At 68.4% G+C, this 18,436-nt stretch carries 16 protein-coding genes; 9 read left to right on the forward strand and 7 right to left on the reverse strand.

The genetic code is table 11. From position 1 onward, the window contains the following. Positions 1-97: 97 nt before the first annotated feature. The 3 genes from AC069K_RS27925 to AC069K_RS27935 all read right to left on the reverse strand — a co-directional run bounded on the left by AC069K_RS27925 (position 98) and on the right by AC069K_RS27935 (position 4,711). Entirely contained in the window at positions 98-658 is a 561-nt protein-coding gene (locus AC069K_RS27925; protein ID WP_478620960.1) for a hypothetical protein, read from the reverse strand. A 79-nt stretch (positions 659-737) separates the two neighbouring features. Then, complete coding sequence (locus AC069K_RS27930; protein ID WP_478620961.1) at positions 738-2,741, reverse strand: RICIN domain-containing protein; 2,004 nt, start codon at positions 2,739-2,741, stop codon at positions 738-740. 989 nt (positions 2,742-3,730) lie between these two features. Next, on the reverse strand, positions 3,731-4,711 hold the full coding sequence (locus tag AC069K_RS27935; protein ID WP_478620963.1) for a GlxA family transcriptional regulator: 981 nt from the start codon (positions 4,709-4,711) through the stop codon (positions 3,731-3,733). 74 nt (positions 4,712-4,785) lie between these two features. On the opposite strand from AC069K_RS27935, the gene AC069K_RS27940 reads away from it, so the two are divergent. From AC069K_RS27940 to AC069K_RS27950, 3 genes are all read left to right on the forward strand, one after another. After that, complete coding sequence (locus tag AC069K_RS27940; protein ID WP_478620965.1) at positions 4,786-5,373, forward strand: cysteine hydrolase family protein; 588 nt, start codon at positions 4,786-4,788, stop codon at positions 5,371-5,373. Between the two features lie 274 nt (positions 5,374-5,647). Then, the gene (locus tag AC069K_RS27945) at positions 5,648-6,253 is read left to right on the forward strand and encodes a dihydrofolate reductase family protein (RefSeq protein WP_478620967.1); all 606 of its coding nucleotides are present in this window, start codon (positions 5,648-5,650) and stop codon (positions 6,251-6,253) included. A 195-nt stretch (positions 6,254-6,448) separates the two neighbouring features. Beyond that, a complete protein-coding gene (locus AC069K_RS27950) occupies positions 6,449-7,024 on the forward strand; it encodes a GNAT family N-acetyltransferase (RefSeq protein WP_478620969.1) in 576 nt (191 codons plus the stop codon). A 112-nt stretch (positions 7,025-7,136) separates the two neighbouring features. Here the strand turns inward: AC069K_RS27950 and AC069K_RS27955 are convergent, their stop codons facing one another. Next, a complete protein-coding gene (locus AC069K_RS27955) occupies positions 7,137-7,388 on the reverse strand; it encodes a hypothetical protein (RefSeq protein ID WP_478620971.1) in 252 nt (83 codons plus the stop codon). Further along, complete coding sequence (locus AC069K_RS27960; RefSeq protein ID WP_478620973.1) at positions 7,385-8,260, reverse strand: isocitrate lyase/PEP mutase family protein; 876 nt, start codon at positions 8,258-8,260, stop codon at positions 7,385-7,387. The genes AC069K_RS27955 and AC069K_RS27960 overlap by 4 nt, the downstream gene beginning before the upstream one ends. Positions 8,261-8,932: 672 nt before the next feature. On the opposite strand from AC069K_RS27960, the gene AC069K_RS27965 reads away from it, so the two are divergent. From AC069K_RS27965 to AC069K_RS27975, 3 genes are all read left to right on the forward strand, one after another. Beyond that, the gene (locus AC069K_RS27965; protein ID WP_478620975.1) at positions 8,933-10,576 is read left to right on the forward strand and encodes a protein kinase domain-containing protein; all 1,644 of its coding nucleotides are present in this window, start codon (positions 8,933-8,935) and stop codon (positions 10,574-10,576) included. 592 nt (positions 10,577-11,168) lie between these two features. Next, positions 11,169-12,470, forward strand: a complete 1,302-nt coding sequence (locus AC069K_RS27970) for a glycine-rich protein (protein ID WP_478620977.1) — start codon at positions 11,169-11,171, stop codon at positions 12,468-12,470. A gap of 442 nt (positions 12,471-12,912) precedes the next feature. Next, the gene (locus tag AC069K_RS27975; protein WP_478620979.1) at positions 12,913-13,740 is read left to right on the forward strand and encodes a terpene synthase family protein; all 828 of its coding nucleotides are present in this window, start codon (positions 12,913-12,915) and stop codon (positions 13,738-13,740) included. A 38-nt stretch (positions 13,741-13,778) separates the two neighbouring features. On the opposite strand, the gene AC069K_RS27980 is transcribed toward AC069K_RS27975, so the two are convergent. Then, the gene (locus AC069K_RS27980) at positions 13,779-13,916 is read right to left on the reverse strand and encodes a hypothetical protein (RefSeq protein WP_478620981.1); all 138 of its coding nucleotides are present in this window, start codon (positions 13,914-13,916) and stop codon (positions 13,779-13,781) included. A gap of 129 nt (positions 13,917-14,045) precedes the next feature. Between AC069K_RS27980 and AC069K_RS27985 the strand changes: the two genes are divergently transcribed. The 3 genes from AC069K_RS27985 (at position 14,046) to AC069K_RS27995 (ending at position 17,632) form a co-directional block, all read left to right on the forward strand. Then, entirely contained in the window at positions 14,046-15,674 is a 1,629-nt protein-coding gene (locus AC069K_RS27985) for a TlrC/CarA/OleB/SrmB family ABC-F type ribosomal protection protein (RefSeq protein WP_478620983.1), read from the forward strand. 172 nt (positions 15,675-15,846) lie between these two features. Continuing rightward, on the forward strand, positions 15,847-16,557 hold the full coding sequence (locus AC069K_RS27990; protein WP_478620985.1) for an N-acyl homoserine lactonase family protein: 711 nt from the start codon (positions 15,847-15,849) through the stop codon (positions 16,555-16,557). Positions 16,558-16,696: 139 nt separating this feature from the next. After that, positions 16,697-17,632 carry a DUF4232 domain-containing protein gene (locus tag AC069K_RS27995; protein WP_478620987.1) on the forward strand — a complete coding sequence of 312 codons (936 nt, stop codon included), beginning with the start codon at positions 16,697-16,699 and terminating at the stop codon, positions 17,630-17,632. Between the two features lie 131 nt (positions 17,633-17,763). On the opposite strand, the gene AC069K_RS28000 is transcribed toward AC069K_RS27995, so the two are convergent. Beyond that, positions 17,764-18,411 carry a hypothetical protein gene (locus AC069K_RS28000; RefSeq protein WP_478620989.1) on the reverse strand — a complete coding sequence of 216 codons (648 nt, stop codon included), beginning with the start codon at positions 18,409-18,411 and terminating at the stop codon, positions 17,764-17,766. Between the last annotated feature and the right edge of the window lie 25 nt (positions 18,412-18,436).

Genomic DNA, 18,436 nt, shown 5'->3' on the forward strand with positions numbered 1-18,436 from the left:
GCTTGCCTGCCGGGCAGCGTATGGCCGGGTGTGCGGGATGTCCTGCGGAATCTGTGCATGGGTGGTTCCTTTGTCTTGATCAGGGTGGTCGTCCTGATCAGGAAGGGCGGATACGGCTGCGGCGCCGCAGACGGAATACGGCGAGGCCGGCGATGGCGACGAACAGGACGCCGGCGCCGATGGCCAGCGGGGTGCCTGCGCCGGGACCGCCGTCGGTGTCGGTATCAGGTGCTGCCGCCCCGCGAGGTGTCGCCACTGCCTGTGCGGCGGGCGGCGGAGCAACCGACGCGGGGGCCACTTCGGCTTGGGACTCGGCGCGGCCGAGTGCCGGGAAGGCCGTCTGCGCCGTGATGGTCCAGTGGCCGGCGGGCAGCGCCTCGGCGGTGGTGAAGGTACCGGGCTCGCCGGCTACCGGTACGAACCGCCAGGGCCCGACGCTGGTGCCGTCAGCCGAGGTGGCAGTGAGGGTTCCGGCGACTGCCTCTTTGACGGGGTGACCGTCGTCCTCCCAGGTCGCCCTGGTGACGGGGTGGCCGGCGGACACGCCCGTGACGGTCAGGTGGATGGTGTCGCCGTGGGCGTGTGCCGTTGCCGTGGAGCCCAGGAAGAACAAACCCGTGAGGGCGGCGGCCACTGCCGTGGAGCGGCGATCGGGCATGAGGGGGTGACTCCGGTGTGAGGGGGGGGTGGGGGGTGGCAGGGGCCGTATGACGACGGCCCCTGCCACTAGGGGTGGGTCAGGATGCTTTCTGCAAGGTCCAGGTCTGGTAGCTGGAGGTGCCTGGGTCCTGGAGTTCGAGCAGCCAGGCTCCGTAGTACGGGCGATTGCCGACGCCCAGGACGAGTGAGCTGTTCTTGGCGGTCAGGCGCAGACCGGTTCCGGACGTGGTCAGTCGCCACTGCTGGGCGTCACTGCCGGAGCAGGGCTTCTGGGCGATCCACTGGCCCGCAGCCGGGGCACCGCCGAGCTGCAGGCACTTGCCGGACACGGCCGAGCGAAGGCGCGCATGGCCGCCGGAAGCGTCATCGAGGTACCACTGCTGAGGGGTGAACCCGTTGGGCTGCGAACCGACCAGGACGGCGCCGTCGGCGCTCTGGCCGCCCCAGATCTCAGCCGCCAGCCCAGTGTGGCCATTGGTCAGCGTGTACCGCGTGCCGGGTTGGGTGGTGCTGCCGACGGGCGGGGTGTGGAACGAGAGCGTGCGTCCGGGCGCGGAGTCGTGGCCGGCCTGGTCGCGGACCGCCACGGCGAGCCTGTAGTCGGTGTCGGGGCGCAGGTTGTAGACCCGGGCCGAGTTGGGCTGGACCCATGCCAGGTGGCTGCCGTTGAGCACGAGCTGATACCAGGCGGCGGAGGGCGCCGCCGGCCAGCTGACCACGGCCGAGTCGGACGTCAGCTGTCCGAGGACCGGGACGGGGCCCGTCGTCGGTCCGGTGCTGCCGGTCGGCTTCGGGGTCGGGGTCGGGGTGGGGCTCGGGTTGGGGTTGGGGTTCGGGTCGGGCCGGGTTCCACCGCCGGTCATCAGGAACTGGTTGTTCGCGACGTTCCAGTGCGTGGTGAGGTAACTGCCCGCCCGTGGGCTGGTGTTGTAGTAGTCGTCGTGATTGCAGTCCAGGCGCTCGTCATGGTTCCGCTCGGTACAGACGTTGCGCATGGTGGGGTAGTACGGCGTGTCCGAGTAGCACATGACGTCCCACTCGTCGGTGCAGTGGGCGCCACGGCTGCTGTTCGGTGCGCTGTTGTTGACCGCCCCGAGGTTGTGTCCGAGCTCGTGCGCCGCGGTGGAACCACCCCAGCATCCGGCATCCGTACGGCCGTAGGAAGGGCCGAAGTTGCTGAGGTTGGCGGCGCCGGGGCGCTCGTCACCGTTGAAGGTTCCGATGCCGCAGTAGACCTTGGCGTCCGCGAAGATCATGTACTTGCGGTCGCGCCGGTCGAAGCCCTTGGCGGCGAGTGCGGAGTTCAGAGCACCGAACTCGGCGAGTGCCGCGTTCGCCACCTCCACGTTGAGCACGGACGGCGTGCAGTCGGCGCCGGTCACGTACCGGATGTGCCGTACGCCGCCGGTCTCCTGAGCGCTGGCGAAGTAGATGGTGTCGGCGTCGGCGGCCCACTTGCGGAACGACGCCAGGTACTCGCCGTACCGGTCGTTGCCGGGACCGTGCGCGTACACCACCTGCACCCGGTTGCCCGTGATCCCGTCGCCGTCGCACTGCACCGCCTGACCACCCGGCGCCGCCTTTCCGGTTCCGGAGCCCCGCGTGGGGGCGGCGGGCGGTGCCTTGGCGGCGGCGCCCGGCCGGCGGGCGTCCACCGAGGCGGTGGTGCCGGAGGACGGCTGGTCCGGGGAGGGTTTCTGGGTGGCGGGACGGCTTGGTGTTCCCGCCGTTCCCTGCGCCTTCACGGCGGGTGGCGTGTCCTTCGAAATGTCCACCCCCTTGGGGGGCTTGTCGGGACCGTGCGTGCACCGGCCGTCTGGGGTGCGCAGGACGCCGGCGCAACGGTCACCCTTGGGCGCGGAACGCAGGCCCTTGTAGACCAGGCCGCGCGTGCGGTCCTCGTTGGGTATTCGTGCCACCGGTTCCGGCGTCTTGTCGTGTGCGGGCGCCGGAGCGGGACCGTCCGCCTCGGCTCGCGCGGCGGTGATCTCGGGCCGGGACGCGTGGTGGTCGAAGACGCCACCGAGTGCCGCTGTACCGGCGAGGGCTCCCGCCGTGACGGCTACCGCTACGACGAGCATGCCGCGTCTTCGCCGCCGTTGCTGCACCTGTCTTCTGCGACCGGACAAGGCCACACCTCATTTCTGTGGGGGAGTTGTGGTTGGCCGGAAGTGTGCCAGAGCGGATGCACGAACTGACAGGGCTGCTTTGTGCGGGGAATAGGAGCGGGCACTTCTGGGCAATGCGCGGACGCTACTGACGTTCCCTCAAGTTCCGTTCTGTGTACCAGATTTGATCGGGCGGGCATCAAAGGTCCATTCCAATGAGCGGCGGGCCCGCGAGGCGCCATTTAGGAAGATCGTTATCATGGAATGAGTGGCTCCACTTGTGTGCAATTGCACAGCGTGCCGACGTTATCACCCAAGATCACTTTCCTGGGTAATCTGTTTAGGCAAGCCCAAGGGGTGCTTATAGAACCGAAGATGACGCATTGCGGATGCTCGGCTACAGCCTGCTGAAAAGAGCGCTGCCAGGGCTGAACGTCGGAGTGCTGCCCGGTCGACTGCGCCGGGCCGGGTCCGAGCGGGATCTGATGGGGTTCGTGCTGCCCTGCCCGACTGTGATGCAGATCGGCCGCGGAGATGCCGAGGGAGTGCGGAATGCGGCGATCGAGGCCACGCTCTCCACGCGCCGAAGGTCGGACCCGGTAACGACTTTGGTCGTGGGGTGGGAGCCTTTCGGCCGACGTGCCGCCCGCCCCACTGCGTACAGGCTGGCAGCATGACCCCAGCACCCTCAGCACCTACCACCCGCCGGACGCTCCTTGCGGGCGCCGCGGCGCTCTCCACCCTCTGCATCGCCGGCAACGCGCGTGCCCATACGACAGCTACCGTGCCGGCGGCGTCATCGCGGACCGCTGGACCGCTCACCTACAAGGGCGTCAACTTCGATACCGGTTACCTGGAAACCGGTCACTGGGAGCCCAAACAGTCCTTCCACGCCGTGGCACGCCGCTTCCGGTGACACCCACGGCCGCCGATACCACCGGGACTTGGAACCGAGAACCGGGTCAGTACCTTGACGGTTGGGCGAACGAGGTGCGGTAGGCCCGCGGACTGGTCCCCAGGCGGGACGCGAAGTGCTGGCGCATGGTGACTTCGCTGCCGAAACCGCACCGGCGGGCGATCTCGGGCATGGGCAGATCAGTGCGTTCGAGCAGTTTCTGGGCCGCCGCGACGCGATGGCCCAAGAGCCAGCTCAGCGGCGTTGTCCCCGTCGCCGCCGTGAAGTGCCGCGCGAAGGAACGCGGCGACATTCCGGAGCGAGCGGCGAGCGCGGCCACGGTGAGCGGCTCACCGAGGTGGGCCAGGGCGAAGGCACGCACCTCGGCCAGCACGTCCACGTCACGGTCGGCGGCCGGCGTCGGGTGTTCGATGAACTGGGCTTGGGTTCCTGTCCGAAAGGGGGCGGTGACCATGGAGCGGGCGATGGTCGCGGCGGCTTCCGCGCCATGAGCGGTGCGCACCAGGTGCAGGCACAGATCGATGCCCGCGGCGGTGCCGGCGGCCGTCCACAGGTTGCCGTCCTCGACGAACAGGGCGTCGGGCTCGACGTGCACCTGGGGGTGCCGGGTCTTCAGCAGATCGGTCAGTGCCCAGTGGGTCAGCGCCCGGCGTCCATCCAGCAGTCCCGCTTGAGCGAGGGTGAAGGCGCCGCCGCACAGCGCGGCGATGGTGGTCCCCCGGGCGTGCGCACGCCGGAGCGCGGCGAGGATGGGCTCGGGCGCCGGGGTGGCGTGGTCGTCCAGGCCCGGCACGAGGATCAGCTCGGCGCGGGGCAGCCAGGCGAGAGTGCGGTCGGGCGTGAGCGCGAGCCCGCCGCGCATCGTCACGGGGGCCGGGTCCGCGGCGACCCGGCGCAGTTCGAAGGCGGGTACTCCGTCGCCCGTGCGGTTCGTACCCCACACTTCGGTGATCACCGAGACGTCGAAGGCTCGGATGCCGGGGAAGGCGAGCAGGGCAATGCGGTGGGCCCTTACGAGTCGCGTCACGGTGGCAGTAAACCATCGATCGCTGTCTTCTGGTCCTCTGGGAGACAGCCGTCCGGAGCGGCAGGATCATCGGCATGGAGATCACACAGAACGCAGCCCTGGTCGTAGTGGACGTGCAGAAGGGCTTCGACGAGTCGGAGTTCTGGGGACCACGCAACAACCCGGGCGCCGACGAGAACATCGCCTCGCTGATCGCGGCCTGGCAGCGCACGGACCGACCCGTCGTCTTCGTACGGCATGACTCGAACAAGCCCGGCTCGCCCCTGCGGACCGGATACGAGGGGAATGACTTCAAGGAGTACGTCCAGGCGCGGCGCGGCAAGGGCCCCGGCCCGGAGCTGCTCGTCACCAAGTCCGTGAACTCGGCGTTCTACGGCACCCCCGAACTCGACCCCTGGCTCAAGGCTGCCGGCATCACCCAGATCGTCCTGGTCGGCATCCAGACCAATATGTGCGTGGAGACGACCGCCCGCATGGGCGGCAACCTCGGCTACGACGTGCTGGTCGCCCTCGACGCCACCCACACCTTCGACCTGACCGGCCCGAACGGCTGGCAGCTGACGGCCGACGAACTGGCCCGAGCCAGTGCCGTCTCGCTGCACGGCGGCGGCTTCGCCCAGGTGGTGACAACCGGCGAGCTCGTGGCCGCCGTCCGCTCCTGACGCCGGTGGGCAGGTGCGCGGGCCGCTTCCGGAGGGCGCGCGTCGCCCAGGCGAGTGGCCTGCCGGTCCTGGTGAGTTTATGCGGGAATAGGGTGCTTTCCCAGGCCGCACGGTTACGGTGAGTAGGAGCCTGGATGCGGCGTGTCAGATCCCTGGTGGCCTCCTGTCGGCGGCGGCTGCAGAGTGGAGCCAGACGCGCGTGCCGCACTGCGGAAGTCCCGCCGATGAGTTTTGAGCGGTGGTGCGGTCTACCTGTCAACGAAGGGAGCGCACCATGCGCAAGATCATCATTTGCACGTTCCTGACGCTGGACGGCGTCATGCAGGCACCGGGCGGCCCGGACGAGGACGCACAGAGCGGCTTCGAGCACGGTGGCTGGCAGAAGCCGGTGACCGACGAGGAGGTCGGCACGGCCATCGCCGGCTGGTACGAGGCCTCCGACGCGATGCTGCTCGGCCGCAGGACGTACGACATCTTCGCCTCGTACTGGCCGACCGCCGATCCCGAAAACCCTTTCACCCATCGGATGAACAGCATGCACAAGTACGTGGCGTCTCGGACCCTGACGTCCGTCGAGTGGCAGAACTCCACGCTGCTGGAAGGCGACACCGTCGATGCCGTACGCACGCTGAAGGCGTCCGACGGCGGCGACATCAACGTTGTGGGCAGTGGCGACCTCGCCCAGACCCTCATGCAGCACGGCCTGGTCGACGAGTACCGGCTGACCATCCACCCGGTGATCATCGGCACCGGCAAGCGGCTCTTCGCCGACGGAGCGATCCCCACCGCACTGGAGCCGGTCAGCGTTTCGACGACGAAGGGTGGCACCGTCGTCGGCGTCTACCGCCCGACCGGCAAGCCCGCATACGACAGCTACTAGGCGGTTCCGTCCGGGGCACCGAACGGACCAGACGAAGAGGCCCGCCCCGGGCCCCCGCGCTCCATCCTACGAGCGGCCCGGGCGGGCTCGGCACAAGTCGACTTCTGGCAGCGACGTTGCCCGGAGGGGCCAGGACCGGACCGGGGTCGGATATTCGGTGTCCTGCCCACCCCATGCGGACGCAAGATGGTCCGCATGACACTGGCCACTCCCGTGTTACTCACCACTCGCCTGCGCCTGCGCCCCTTCGGCGACGCCGACGCGGACCGCCTCTTCGCACTGCACAGCAGCACCCATGTGATGCGGTACTGGGACTCAGCACCGTGGAACGAACGGGCGCGCGCTGAGCGCTTCATCGCGATGTGCGGACGGATGGCGGAAGAAGGTACCGGAGCGCGGGTGGCCATCGATCGTGTTTCTGACGGGGCGTTCGTCGGCTGGTGCGGTCTGACGCAATGGGACCCGGGCAATCGCAGTGCGTCGCTGGGCTATGTCCTCGACGGTGCGATGTGGGGCCACGGTTACGCGACGGAAGCCGCGCATGCCTTGCTGCAGTGGGGCTTCGACACACTGGACCTCAACCGAGTGCAGGCCGAGGCCGATACGCGCAACGTGGCCTCTGCCCGGGTTCTGGAGAAACTCGGATTCGTGCGAGAAGGGACGTTGCGGGAAGACTGCGTCGTGAACGGCGAGGTCTCCGACTCGTGGGTGTTCGGGCTACTCAGGCGAGAGTGGCAGTCGTCGACGACCGTACCGACGCCGGGCTTCTAAGCGGTCCGGCTCCGGCTCCGGCTCCGGCTCCCGACGAATCACCGCTGATGGCCGTCGTGCTGACGTCGATGCGATCGGCACCCTACCGGGGCCGACCGCACCGGTAGTCGGCCTACTTGTTGTCGCGTTCGGCGTGCACGGAGTCTATGAGAGTGGCGAACATGTCGACGGCGCTGCCGTCGTGGTCGCTGCCGGCGGTGCCGCTTCCGGTCTGGATGTTGGCAGTGCGGTCGACTTCCAGGATCGAATCGGCATGGGAATTGTCGACGACGGTGATCAGGCTCCCTGCCACGGCGGATGCCGCGCTGCCGCAGACCAGGGTCACCGCCAGGAAGGCGGCGGCCCGGATGCGCGCGCCGCTCATACCCCGGCGCTCTGAGGGGCGGCGGGGACCATCTGGCGACGAGCGATGTTCTTGGCCAGGAGCCTGGTGGACTCCCCCACGCCGATCCCCCCGTTGGGTCCCTCCGCGGCAGGCAGCCGACCGTCGGCCAGTCGCAGTTCGGCCAGGGCGGTGTCCATCGCCCGGTGGGCGGCGAAGAGGCACGGCGTGCTGTAGATCGCGACGTCGACGCCGAGTTCGGTCAGTTCAGTCAGGGAGAGCCGCGGTGACTTGCCGCCGGCGATCTGGTTGAACAGCAGCGGCTTGATGCCGACGACTTCGCGGATGCGCCGAATCCATTCGACGCTGCGGACCCCGTCGACCAGGACGACGTCGGCGGCGGTCGCGGCCAGGGCCTCGGCCCGGCGCAGAATGTCAGCCTCCTCGGTGGCGTCCGTACGGGCCACGACCAGCATGTCCTTACGGGTTTCGAGCACCGCCTCCAGCTTGTCGAGATACTCGGACAGCGGCAGGACCTGCTTCCCGTCGGCATGCCCGCACCGGCGCGGGCGCTTCTGGTCTTCGAGGATCACCCCGGAGGCACCGATCCGCTCCAGGCCTTCCACCATGTGGCAGGCGACCTCCACGTCGACGTAACCGTCGTCGATGTCCACGAGCAGGTGATGCTGGGGGAAGGCTCCGCGCAGGCGCTGGACGAAGGCCAGCATGTCCGGCCAGGCGATGAAGCCGATGTCGGGGAGCCCGTAGTGGGAGGCGGCGAACCCGAACCCCGAGACGAACATCGCGTCGTAGTGCCCGGCGGCGACCGAGGCCGAATACATGTCGTACACGCCGATCAGAGGTGTGGTGCCCGGCTCCGCGATCTGGGCACGCAGTTTGTTCCCGTAACTCATCGTCAGCTCCTTCGAGGGGAGAAGAGGTACGAACCCTGGGAGGACGCTGCGACACGCAGCGCTTTACCCGACCCTGATCCTTTCTGGGCCATCTCTAGATCGTCGCCGTACTAGACCTTTACTCACTCCAACGGACTATTCCATTCACCACAGAAACGTCACTGGCCACCGATCACGGGACCGGAGTTGACCTCCGCCCAGCTCTCACCGGCCGAGCCTGTGCGGGCGTGGGGCGCCTCCCGTAACGGGAAGCAGATCCAGCGGCAGCGAACCGCACAGGCTCTTCGGCTCGGGACCGACCTTCCGTTACGTTTCGGTGTGATTCGGTGACAGCCTTCGGTGTGCCCAGGGGCATGCTGCAAGCCCCTACAAGCCTCTGACCGCGAGACTCGGCTTACCGCTGTAGAGGATCTCGAGTCGGGCGAAGCGTCACCCGGCTCGTCCTGCGCGGCCCCGATCCCGAGGTCCGCATCCGCGCCCTGATCGCCACCCGATGGACAATCCGCTCTGATGCACAGCCTTCACATCCGCTCAGCGCGACAACACCGAGCAGTCGGCACAGCATGGAAAGAGACGGGATCCTCTGCCGCATGACGGCGGAAGTGAGGAGCCATGACGATACGTACATCGTGCACGATGCCCGCGCCTGTGCGATGACGGCTCGGCGGCGCCATGAGCAGCGCTGCGGAACGGCTACTGGCCGGTCGGTATCTCCTCGTCGAACAGCTCGGCCGCGGCGGGATGGGAACCGTGTGGCGGGCGCAGGATCAGGTGCTCAACCGTGAAGTGGCGGTGAAGGAGCTGACGGTCAGCGGTCTGCCCCACGAAGAGCTCGCGGTGCTGCACACCCGCATGGAACAGGAGGCAAGGGCCGCGGCGCGCGTCAAACATCCGGGGGTCGTCACCGTATTCGACGTGCTGGAAGAGGACGGTCGACCGTGGATCGTGATGGAGCTGATCGACGGCCAATCGCTCGCCGATGTCATTGCCACGGAGGGGACACTGCTGCCACGGGACGCGGCCCGGCTCGGAGTGCAGTTGCTGTCGGCGCTTGACCGGGCGCACCAGCTCGGGGTTCTTCACCGGGACGTCAAACCGGCCAACGTGCTGCTTGAGCGCGGCGGCCGGGTGGTGCTCAGCGATTTCGGCATCGCCGTCATGGGCGGCTCCAGCGGCCTGACCCGCACCGGCGACGTCGTCGGTTCGCCGGACTACCTCGCCCCCGAGCGTGCCATGGGCCACCGGCCGGGCCCGGAGTCGGATCTGTGGTCGCTCGGCGTAACGCTGTACGCCGCGGTGGAGGGGCAGTCACCGTTCCGCCGCACCACGACGATGAGCACCTTGCAGGCGGTGGTCGCCGAGGAGCTTCCTGAACCCCGGCATGCCGGCCCGCTCGCCCCTGTCATAGAAGCGCTGCTCCGTAAGGACCCAAACGAGCGGGCCACAGCGGAGCAGGCTCAGCGGATGCTGGGCGATGTGGCGGCCGGGCTGCCGGTGAGCGCCCCCGCGCCCGGCACAGCGGAGCATCCGCCGACGCAAATCGCACCGCCGACGGACAGCGCCAGCAAGGGGCGCTCCGCCCCGGAGCCGACGGAGACGACACCCCACACACCGGTGCCGTCATACGGGCTGGGCAAGCGACCCGCGCCCGCCGCGGCGGGATACGACGAGCATCGGTCGGCCACTCCGCCGACCGTACGGGTGCCCTCCGCCGACCACGATGACCACCCAGGTGGGGGCGCCACCGGCGACGATCGGCGCAGGCGCCGCAAGTGGGCGCTGATCGCCGGAGCCGCACTAGCTGCGGCACTGGTGGGCGGCGGCGCAGCCGCAGTGATGACCAGCGTCTCCCGAGACACCCCGCAGCCCGCACCCGCCGTCTCGCAGAGCATCGTCACCCGGACGGCTACGCAAAACCCTCCAAGCCAGGCCAGCGAGATACCAGTACCGGCACAATCCAACCCCGCATCGACGTCGGTCCCACCGACCCCGACCCCCACCACCCCCACGACCGCACCTACCCCCACCACCGCACCTGCCCAGCAGGTCGTCGAGGACTACTTCGCTGCCATCGACACCAAGGACTACGCGCGTGCTTGGGAGCTCGGGGGGAAGAACCTGGGCGGGACCTACGATTCCTACGTCAAGGGCTTCTCGACCACCGCCTCCGACGCGGTCACCGTCGAAGGCGTCTCCGGGGAAACCGTGGCCGTGCGGCTCGATGCGACACAGACGGACGGAACGCATCAGTTCTTCGCCGGCACGTACACCGTTCGCAACGGCACCATCGTCGCGGCCGACATCCACAAGGAATAACGGTTCGCGAGGGCGCCGGATGGGTCAGCGCCCCTCATCCTTCCGATCAATGCTCTTACGGCGCACGGTAGTTACGCCGTATGCAGGAACCTACGGAGCACTCACGCCTGTCGCAACAGCGGTTGCACCCGCGCAACCTGGTGTCGCAACTGCCGTCCTACGACGGCTGAAAGCTCAGCCCGCTGGGTGGAACCACTCAAGCCCGGCGACGCCGCTGTCCTCAACCTTGCCTACAACACCAACACCACAGGCAACAGGCTGTATCGCCCACCGGAAGGTGTGAAGGCCGACGGACCGGGACGGGGGCCGGCCCCCGTGACTGTGGCCTGTTGACTCCTTTCGGCGCAGGTTCCGGGCGGGCATGCTCGTTGATCTGTGAACGGTATGCAGCGGACTCACCTCAGGACCTCTGCGTGGGGCATGGCCAGGAGGTCATGGGCGGAGCACTGGTGAGGACGGAACACCGGACCGGCGTCCGTTCATGCTTGGGGCAGGGGCGGGCGGTGGGCCATGGCGGCCTGCCGCGTCCAGTCGGTCCGAGGGGGGCCGCCGGGGCAGGATCGCAGCCCTCAGAAAAGGGAGGCCATCCCCCGTGTCACTCAGAACTCATTGCGCGCACGAGAGCAGATCCTCGACCTCACGACTGCTCCGAGGCAGTCTGACCAGGTGGCTGACCAGGCTGGTTCTGCCGGGCACGATCACGCTCGCGCTCGCCGGCGCCGGGCTGGTCGCATTCGCGCCACCGGCGCTGGCCGCAACGACGGTCACCTTCGCCTATACGGGCGGCTCCCAGTCCTTCACCGTGCCCGCCGGGGTGTACTCGATCGATGTGGACGCCTTCGGAGCCCAGGGCCAGGACGGCCCTGCGGGTGGCAGCGCGGGCGGACTGGGCGGGGAGGCTCAGAGCCGACTGGCGGTCACTCCGGGGCAGATCCTCCAGATCAACGTCGGTGGATCGGGCGGTTTCGGCGGCTCGGGCGCGGCAGGCAAGGGTATCGATCCGGACACCGACGGCGGCGCCGGAGGAGGCGCCTCAGATGTACGCAAGGGCGGCAACGGCCTGAGCAAGCGGCTGCTGGTGGCCGGTGGCGGCGGAGGTGGCGGTAACTGGATCGGCACCGCGGTCAGCGGCACGGGCGGCAGCGGGGGCGGCACCACCGCTACCCCCGGGGGCGACGGGAGCGACGGGGCGACAGGCGGCGGCGCCGGAACCGCCGTCGCGGGCGGGTCCGGCGGGCTCGGCGCGAACGGCGCCGAGCCCGCGGCAGCCGGATCCCCGGGCTTCGGAGGCACGGGCGGCGCCGGTGCCAGCGGTACCGGCGGAGGCGGCGGAGGCGGGGGCTGGTTCGGCGGCGGGGGTGGCGGCGGCATCCTGAGCAGCCCCTCCGCCACGGTCGGCTCGGCAGGGGGAGGCGGAGGCAGCGGGTACGGTCCGGCCGGCACCGTCTTCCAGACGGGCGTGCACGCGGGCGACGGCTCGGTGAGCATCACCTATACGCCGTCCTCCGCGGACGTCGGCGTGCGCGTCACAGCCAAGCCGCAGCTGGGCATCCTGGTGCCCTATCTCCGCTACACACTGACGGCCAACAACACGGGTCCCAACGCCGTCACCTCGGCCACGATCACCGCCTCCCTGCCCCGGGGTACGACCGCAACGGGCCTGTCTGCCGGATGCACCACTCACGCAGAAACCGTCACCTGCACCTGGGGGGCCATCGCCAGCGGTGCGGGCGCGACCAAGTCCTTCGACATCCCTCTGCATCTGCTCTCACTGGGCCGCGTGTCGGTGACCGGCACCCGCACCGCGTCGATGCCGACCGACCCCAACGCCGTCAATGACAGCGCCACGGCCAACTGCAACGTGATTTCCATCCTCCTGGCCAGCTGCTCCTGACACAGCGAAGGCCGCTCAGGGTGGGCCCGATCGATCCCCGGGTCCACCCCCGGGCATGCCCCGTCGCGGCGGGGGTCCGGAGCGCCGAGTCCGTCGTCCGGAGCCCCGCCCTCGCCTCCCCCGGCACTGGCAACGGCACTGGCACTGGCACCGGCACCGGCACCGGCACCGGCAGACCTTGACGCACGCTGGGCGGGCGTCGAAGCTCCATACCAGCAAGCCACGCTTCCGCCGCCGGCAGTTGGAGGAGGAACGAGACCATATGGCCCCAGGCAAGCCACCCTCCACCTTCGATCTCTCGCATTTGCGAGGGTTCCCACCGCGCGATGGCAACCCCGACGCCACCCGGGCCGAGGCCGTCATCCGCAGAGAGTGTCTCGCGGTAGGCCTGACACAACCCAGTCATGCGGCCTACACCTCCATGACCAGGTACTTGTTCCCCGTGACCCCAGCCGACCGGCTCATCCCCATGGGCCTGCTCAACGACATACTCTTCTACGTCGACGACTTGCACAGCCCTCATCGCTCAAGCCTCGACGACACCATGTCCCCAGAAGTGGCCGACATGATGGACAGGGCCGTGGAGGCCCTGCGAACCGGCGCCGTGTCGGCCGGCGCCCTACCGGACAGCAAAGCGATCAGCACGGGTTTCGCACGGGTGCGCGAACTGTTCTCGCACAGCGCCCCGCCCCTTCTCCTGGAGCGACTGGCGACGGCGGTGGAGCAGTGCCTGCAAGCCATGAAACGGCCGGTCAGGGACATCTACGTGAACGGAACCCCCGACATCGAGCGGTACACGCGCATCCGTTACAGCGATTCCGGGATGAAGGTGGAGGTCGAACTCGCCGACTATGCCCGTGGGTTCCTCCTGCCCGACGAAGTGATCCGCCATCCCGTGATCGACCGGGCCCGTGACATCACCGTCCACATCGGCGGACTCATGAACGACCTCTTCTCGTACCACAAGGAAGTCGTCCGCCATGGGCAGATGTTCAACCTCGTGCCCGTCACGCAGGCCGCCCTGCACTGCTCGCCGCAGGAAGCGTTCAACGCCGCCGTGGACCACGTCAACCAACTCACGGACGAGTTCGAAGAGATCCTCCTGAGCCAACAAGCCCTCGCCGCCACGCCCATGGCCGATCAGACCGCGCAATACCTCGAATCGCTCGCCGACCAGATCGCGGCGACCTACCACTGGCAGTTCCACACCAGCCGGTACAAAGAGGCGGGCTCGGTAGTTCCCCTGCTCAAGGCTCCCGCTCAACCCTGAAGGACCGCGCGCGGGGCATCGCGCCGCCTCTATCCGGCCTAGCGCTCCGCGGTTTCGGCGTCGTACAGGTCGGCGCTCGGCACCACCTCCAGGAGAATCCGGACGCACCAAATGAGCAACGAGACGACACGTATCGTCTTGTCAAACCCCTCGTTGTGCCGTACTGTCCTTCGCATGGGTTCCCTGTGAAATTCTCCGCGCCGACCGCGTAGAGCACCGCTCCGCCGTCGCCGCGCCTCGCCGTGCAGCCATCCACCCCGATCCGGCCCGGGCAGAGACCCACCTGGCCAGGAGGGACTCCCATCTTGCGTACCTCACAACTCACCCTTTGCCACGTCACGAAGCGCTACCCCGGCCGCACCGTCCTCGACCAGGTTTCCTTCACCCTCAAGCCGGGCGAGAAGGCCGGGCTCATCGGGGACAACGGGGCTGGCAAGTCCACCCTTCTCAGGCTCATCGCAGGTCAGGAACGTCCCGACAGCGGTGAGATAACCGTGGCCGCGGCCGGTGGTATCGGCTACCTGCCGCAGACCCTGTCCCTACCTCCGACCGCCACCGTCCAGGACGCCGTCGACCTGGCCCTTGCCGACCTGCGCGTTCTGGAGGCAGAGCTTCGCCGGGCCGAGCGATCGCTCAGCGACCGCCAGGACCCCTCAGCACTCGCCGCGTACGCCACGCTCCTCGCACGCTATGAGGCTCGGGACGGCTACGACGCCGACCACCGGGTGGACATCGCTCTGCACCATCTCGGCCTGCCGGGACTGGACCGTCAGCGCCGACTCGGCACCCTTTCCGGCGGCGAGCGCTCTCGTCTTGCCCTGGCCGGCGTCCTCGCGGGCCGCCCCGAGCTGCTGCTTCTGGATGAGCCGACGAACGACCTGGACGATCAGGCCGTGGAGTGGCTGGAGGCACAACTCAAGGCACACAGCGGCACGGTGCTCGCGGTCACCCACGACCGCGTCTTCCTGGAAAGCCTGACCACCACGGTCCTGGAGGCCGAAGCGGGAAAGATCACCCGGTACGGCGACGGCTACACCGGCTACCGCACGGCAAAGGCAGCGGATCGCCGCCGCCGGCTCCAGGAGTACGAGGAGTGGCGGTCCGAGCTGGCCCGCAACGAGCAATTGGCCGCCGGCCACGCCGTACGTCTCAGCGCGGTTCCGCGTAAGGCGCCGCTGGCCAACTTCGGCCACGGCGGCTTCCGGGCCCGCGGCCGGGCGCACGGCGCGATGGCCCGTATCCGCAACGCCCGCGAACGGGTCGAGCGGCTGACCGCGAACCCGGTGGTGCCACCGCCCGACCAACTGGCCTTCACTGCGCACGTGGGAACGGCGCAGGACGTCGCCGGAGACGGCACCGATACCGCTTCGGCGAAGATTCCTGCCGTTCAGCTGACGGACGTACGCATAGGAGACCGCCTGCAGCTCGCCTCTCTCACCCTCGGCCCCCGCGGGCGGCTTCTCGTCACCGGCCCCAACGGCGCCGGCAAAACGACACTGCTGAAACTGCTCGCCGGCGAACTGCGGCCGGACGAAGGGTCGCTGCGGGTGCCTGGCCGGGTGGGTCATCTGCGTCAGGACGAGACGCCGTGGCCACCGGAACTGACGGTGATCGAGGCGTTCGGGTTCGGCCGCGTGGACGGCCCCGACGAGCACGCCCACGCTCTGCTCGCCCTCGGCCTCTTTCGCCCGGCGGAACTGCATGTGCGCATGGGCGAGCTGTCGTATGGCCAGCGCCGCCGCGTGGATCTGGCGCGGCTGGTTTCGGAGCCGGCCGACCTCCTGCTGCTGGACGAGCCCACCAACCACCTGTCACCGGCGCTGGTCGAGGAACTGCAAGAGGCTCTGACCGGTTACACCGGGGCGATCGTGCTGGTCACCCACGACCGGACCCTGCGGACGCAGTTCCATGGAGAGCATCTGGCACTGCCATAGGCAGCGGAAGCCCGGGGGACAGTCGGCCCTGCCTAGTTACGACGTCCCCCGGGCCGCGGAGAAGCTGCCGGCTCCGTCCGAGGTCACCCAGATGACCGTCTCGCGGTGAGGTAATGGTTGTGCTGTCGGCGGACTCGTTGGACGGCCCATCACCGCCTGCCAGGATGGCCGCATGGGGAAGAACACAGCAGTGCGCCGACTCGACCTGGGGTATTTCATCCGACCGGCTTCAGAGGCAGGTGGCCCGCAACCGCGCGTAGAACCCGTGCTCGGCTACCTGGTGCGGCACGACCAGGGACTGATCCTCTTCGACACCGGCATCGGCAGCGGCGACGCTGAAACCGAGGCGCACTACCGACCCCAACGTCGTGAACTGCAGGAGGCGTTGTCTGCGACCGGAGTCACCCTCGACGACATCTCTCTGGTCGTGAACTGCCACCTCCACTTCGACCACTGCGGCGGCAATCCGTTGCTGAGCGGCAAGCCGATCCTGGTCCAGGAAACGGAGCTGGCCACCGCCCGTCGGGGCAACTACACCATCGATGCACTCATCGACTTTCCCGGTGCCACGTACGAGGAACTCGCAGGAGAAACCGAGGTCTGGCCGGGCGTCTGGATCATCCCGACTCCCGGGCACACCCCAGGACACCAGTCGCTGGTCCTCCGGCAAAACGACGGCACCGTGGTCCTCGCCGGCCAGGCACACGACTTCGCCTCTCACTTCGCGTCGGACCACCTGGCCCGCCAGGCCGCGCTCAACGGCACGGAACAACCTCTTCCCGACTATGCGCCGTGGCTGGAGCGGCTTGCCGACTTCGACCCACGACGTGTCCTCTTCGCCCACGACTGCTCAATCTGGGAACCCGCAGACAGCACCTTCTAAAAGCTGATCCAGCGACGCCGCCCCATCGTCCGGTGCCCGCTCTCATAGACATTGCGGGACCCAGTGTTGTGACACGTCTGTGGCCGGAATTATGGCCTCCGCCACACGCCCGTGGTCCATTCCCTGATGAGGTGACCGAATGCGAAGAGCTTCCTCCCTCTTGTCCGCTGTCGGCGCGACCGCCCTCCTGCTCACGTCCTGCGGTACGGAGAGCGCGGGCGTTGGGGCCTCTGGCGCTCGCGCATCCGTACCGCCGTCCCGTCCGCAGGTCCAGGATCCGGGCAAGGACGGCGTACGGATCACCTCACTGACCCTCACGTCCCCCTCCCCCTCCCCCACACCCACCCGCCGCGTTTCCGTCTCCGCGGACAGCCTTGCCCTGGACTCAGGCGACGCCGTCGCGTCCTTTGAGGTCACCAACGAGGGCACCCAAACCCTCACCTACTCGGTCGTCATCACCTTCATGAGCAGTGATGGCGGGGCAGTCGCCAGTCAGACCACGACCGTGCGCAACGTCGGCCCAGGAAAAATCGTGAGGGGTACGGTCCGGGCCGGTCAACTACCGCCCTCTGCACCGCGGGTCACACGGGCCAAGGTCCTCAAAGTGACCAAAGTCCCCGCGAACGAAGCGCCTGCCGGGCCCGGGGCATGTCCCGCCTCCGGGATCCGCGTCAGCGCCGACAACGGGGATGCGGCTATGGGGCTGCGCGTCGTAGGTCTGCATCTCGACAACTGCGGCAAGCGCAACTACAGCATCGAGGGCTACCCACTGCTGGAACTCCTGGACGGCAACTACAAGACCGTTCACGGCATCAAGACTCTCCATGGCACCAGCGAGATCACCACAGGCGCCGGGCCCGACCAGCAGCCCCGACCCGTCACGCTGCGCCCCGGCCAGTCCGCGACCGCTGCCCTGGTGTGGCGCAACACCACGGAGTCCGGCACGCCCGTGAACGTGCCCTATGTGCGAGTCCGTGCGAAAACAAGCGCCTCCCCGGTCACGCTGACCCTGAACCTCGACCTGGGAACCACCGGGAGGCTCGGCGTCAAACCGTGGTCGAAGACAGAACAGTAGATTGGGTACACAGGGCGTCATCACCCACCAGTCCTGACTTTGCTGACGTGCTCAGGCCTCGACGACCCAGCCCAACCAAACCGACAGCCTGCCCCCTGGCGCTCGGCCCGGGCGACGCGGAATCGCCGAGATCAGTAGATGACCACCGATACCCCGCACAGGCCACGTCCATCCGCCGCTGCCTGCCTCCACATCCGCAGAGGTCCGGCAAGGACGCTCTCCTCACCTTCGCGGTAGTCCAGCCAGTCCTGATCCTCTGCCGCCGCGCGCTCGTCAGGAGTGAAAGCCAGAGCCTCTTCGACCGCGGCAAGCGTCAGTCGCACCTGGGCTGAGGTAAGCAAGAAGTTGCCGCACCATCCGGGCAAGAGGGCTGCTCGATGGGGGCCAATGGCATGGAAGAAGGACCGCAACGCGAAATCCTTGCTCTGAACGGACATGAAGATGTCCTGCGCGTCGCTCACCAGGTCCCATACGTGGGTGAGGAGGTAGAACTCGTCCTCGGGCGAGAGTCCGTCGTACATCTTCTGCACGTGCTCTCCGGAGGCAGTCAGCTCGTGGAAGGAATGGAGTGCGTCCGCTTCCCCGCCCTCTGACCGTCCGAAAGGCCGCCACCAGGTACGAAAGTCCGGCAGTGGCTCGCGCCGCCAGCGATCCCACCGCTCCCGGGCCAGTGGCTGGCTCTGTTCCGCAGCGATCAGCGGCAGTAGCCGCGGCGCCAGGGCGTGGTGGATGAAGGCGTCGTCGTGAGAGCTGATCGACCAGACCGAAGTGAAACCCATAGCAGGACCGTAGAAGACGCCACTG

It is taken from the genome of Streptomyces sp. NPDC043908 (genome assembly GCF_056435525.1).

Bases quoted from the DNA above. Each gene is read 5' to 3' on its own strand.
- AC069K_RS27925 (WP_478620960.1), bottom strand. From the start codon at position 658: ATGCCCGATCGCCGCTCCACGGCAGTGGCCGCCGCCCTCACGGGTTTG.
- AC069K_RS27930 (WP_478620961.1), bottom strand. From the start codon at position 2,741: ATGCTCGTCGTAGCGGTAGCCGTCACGGCGGGAGCCCTCGCCGGTACA.
- AC069K_RS27940 (WP_478620965.1), top strand. From the start codon at position 4,786: ATGGAGATCACACAGAACGCAGCCCTGGTCGTAGTGGACGTGCAGAAG.
- AC069K_RS27945 (WP_478620967.1), top strand. From the start codon at position 5,648: ATGCGCAAGATCATCATTTGCACGTTCCTGACGCTGGACGGCGTCATG.
- AC069K_RS27950 (WP_478620969.1), top strand. From the start codon at position 6,449: ATGACACTGGCCACTCCCGTGTTACTCACCACTCGCCTGCGCCTGCGC.
- AC069K_RS27955 (WP_478620971.1), bottom strand. From the start codon at position 7,388: ATGAGCGGCGCGCGCATCCGGGCCGCCGCCTTCCTGGCGGTGACCCTG.
- AC069K_RS27960 (WP_478620973.1), bottom strand. From the start codon at position 8,260: ATGAGTTACGGGAACAAACTGCGTGCCCAGATCGCGGAGCCGGGCACC.
- AC069K_RS27965 (WP_478620975.1), top strand. From the start codon at position 8,933: ATGAGCAGCGCTGCGGAACGGCTACTGGCCGGTCGGTATCTCCTCGTC.
- AC069K_RS27980 (WP_478620981.1), bottom strand. From the start codon at position 13,916: ATGCGAAGGACAGTACGGCACAACGAGGGGTTTGACAAGACGATACGT.
- AC069K_RS27990 (WP_478620985.1), top strand. From the start codon at position 15,847: ATGGGGAAGAACACAGCAGTGCGCCGACTCGACCTGGGGTATTTCATC.
- AC069K_RS27995 (WP_478620987.1), top strand. From the start codon at position 16,697: ATGCGAAGAGCTTCCTCCCTCTTGTCCGCTGTCGGCGCGACCGCCCTC.
- AC069K_RS28000 (WP_478620989.1), bottom strand. From the start codon at position 18,411: ATGGGTTTCACTTCGGTCTGGTCGATCAGCTCTCACGACGACGCCTTC.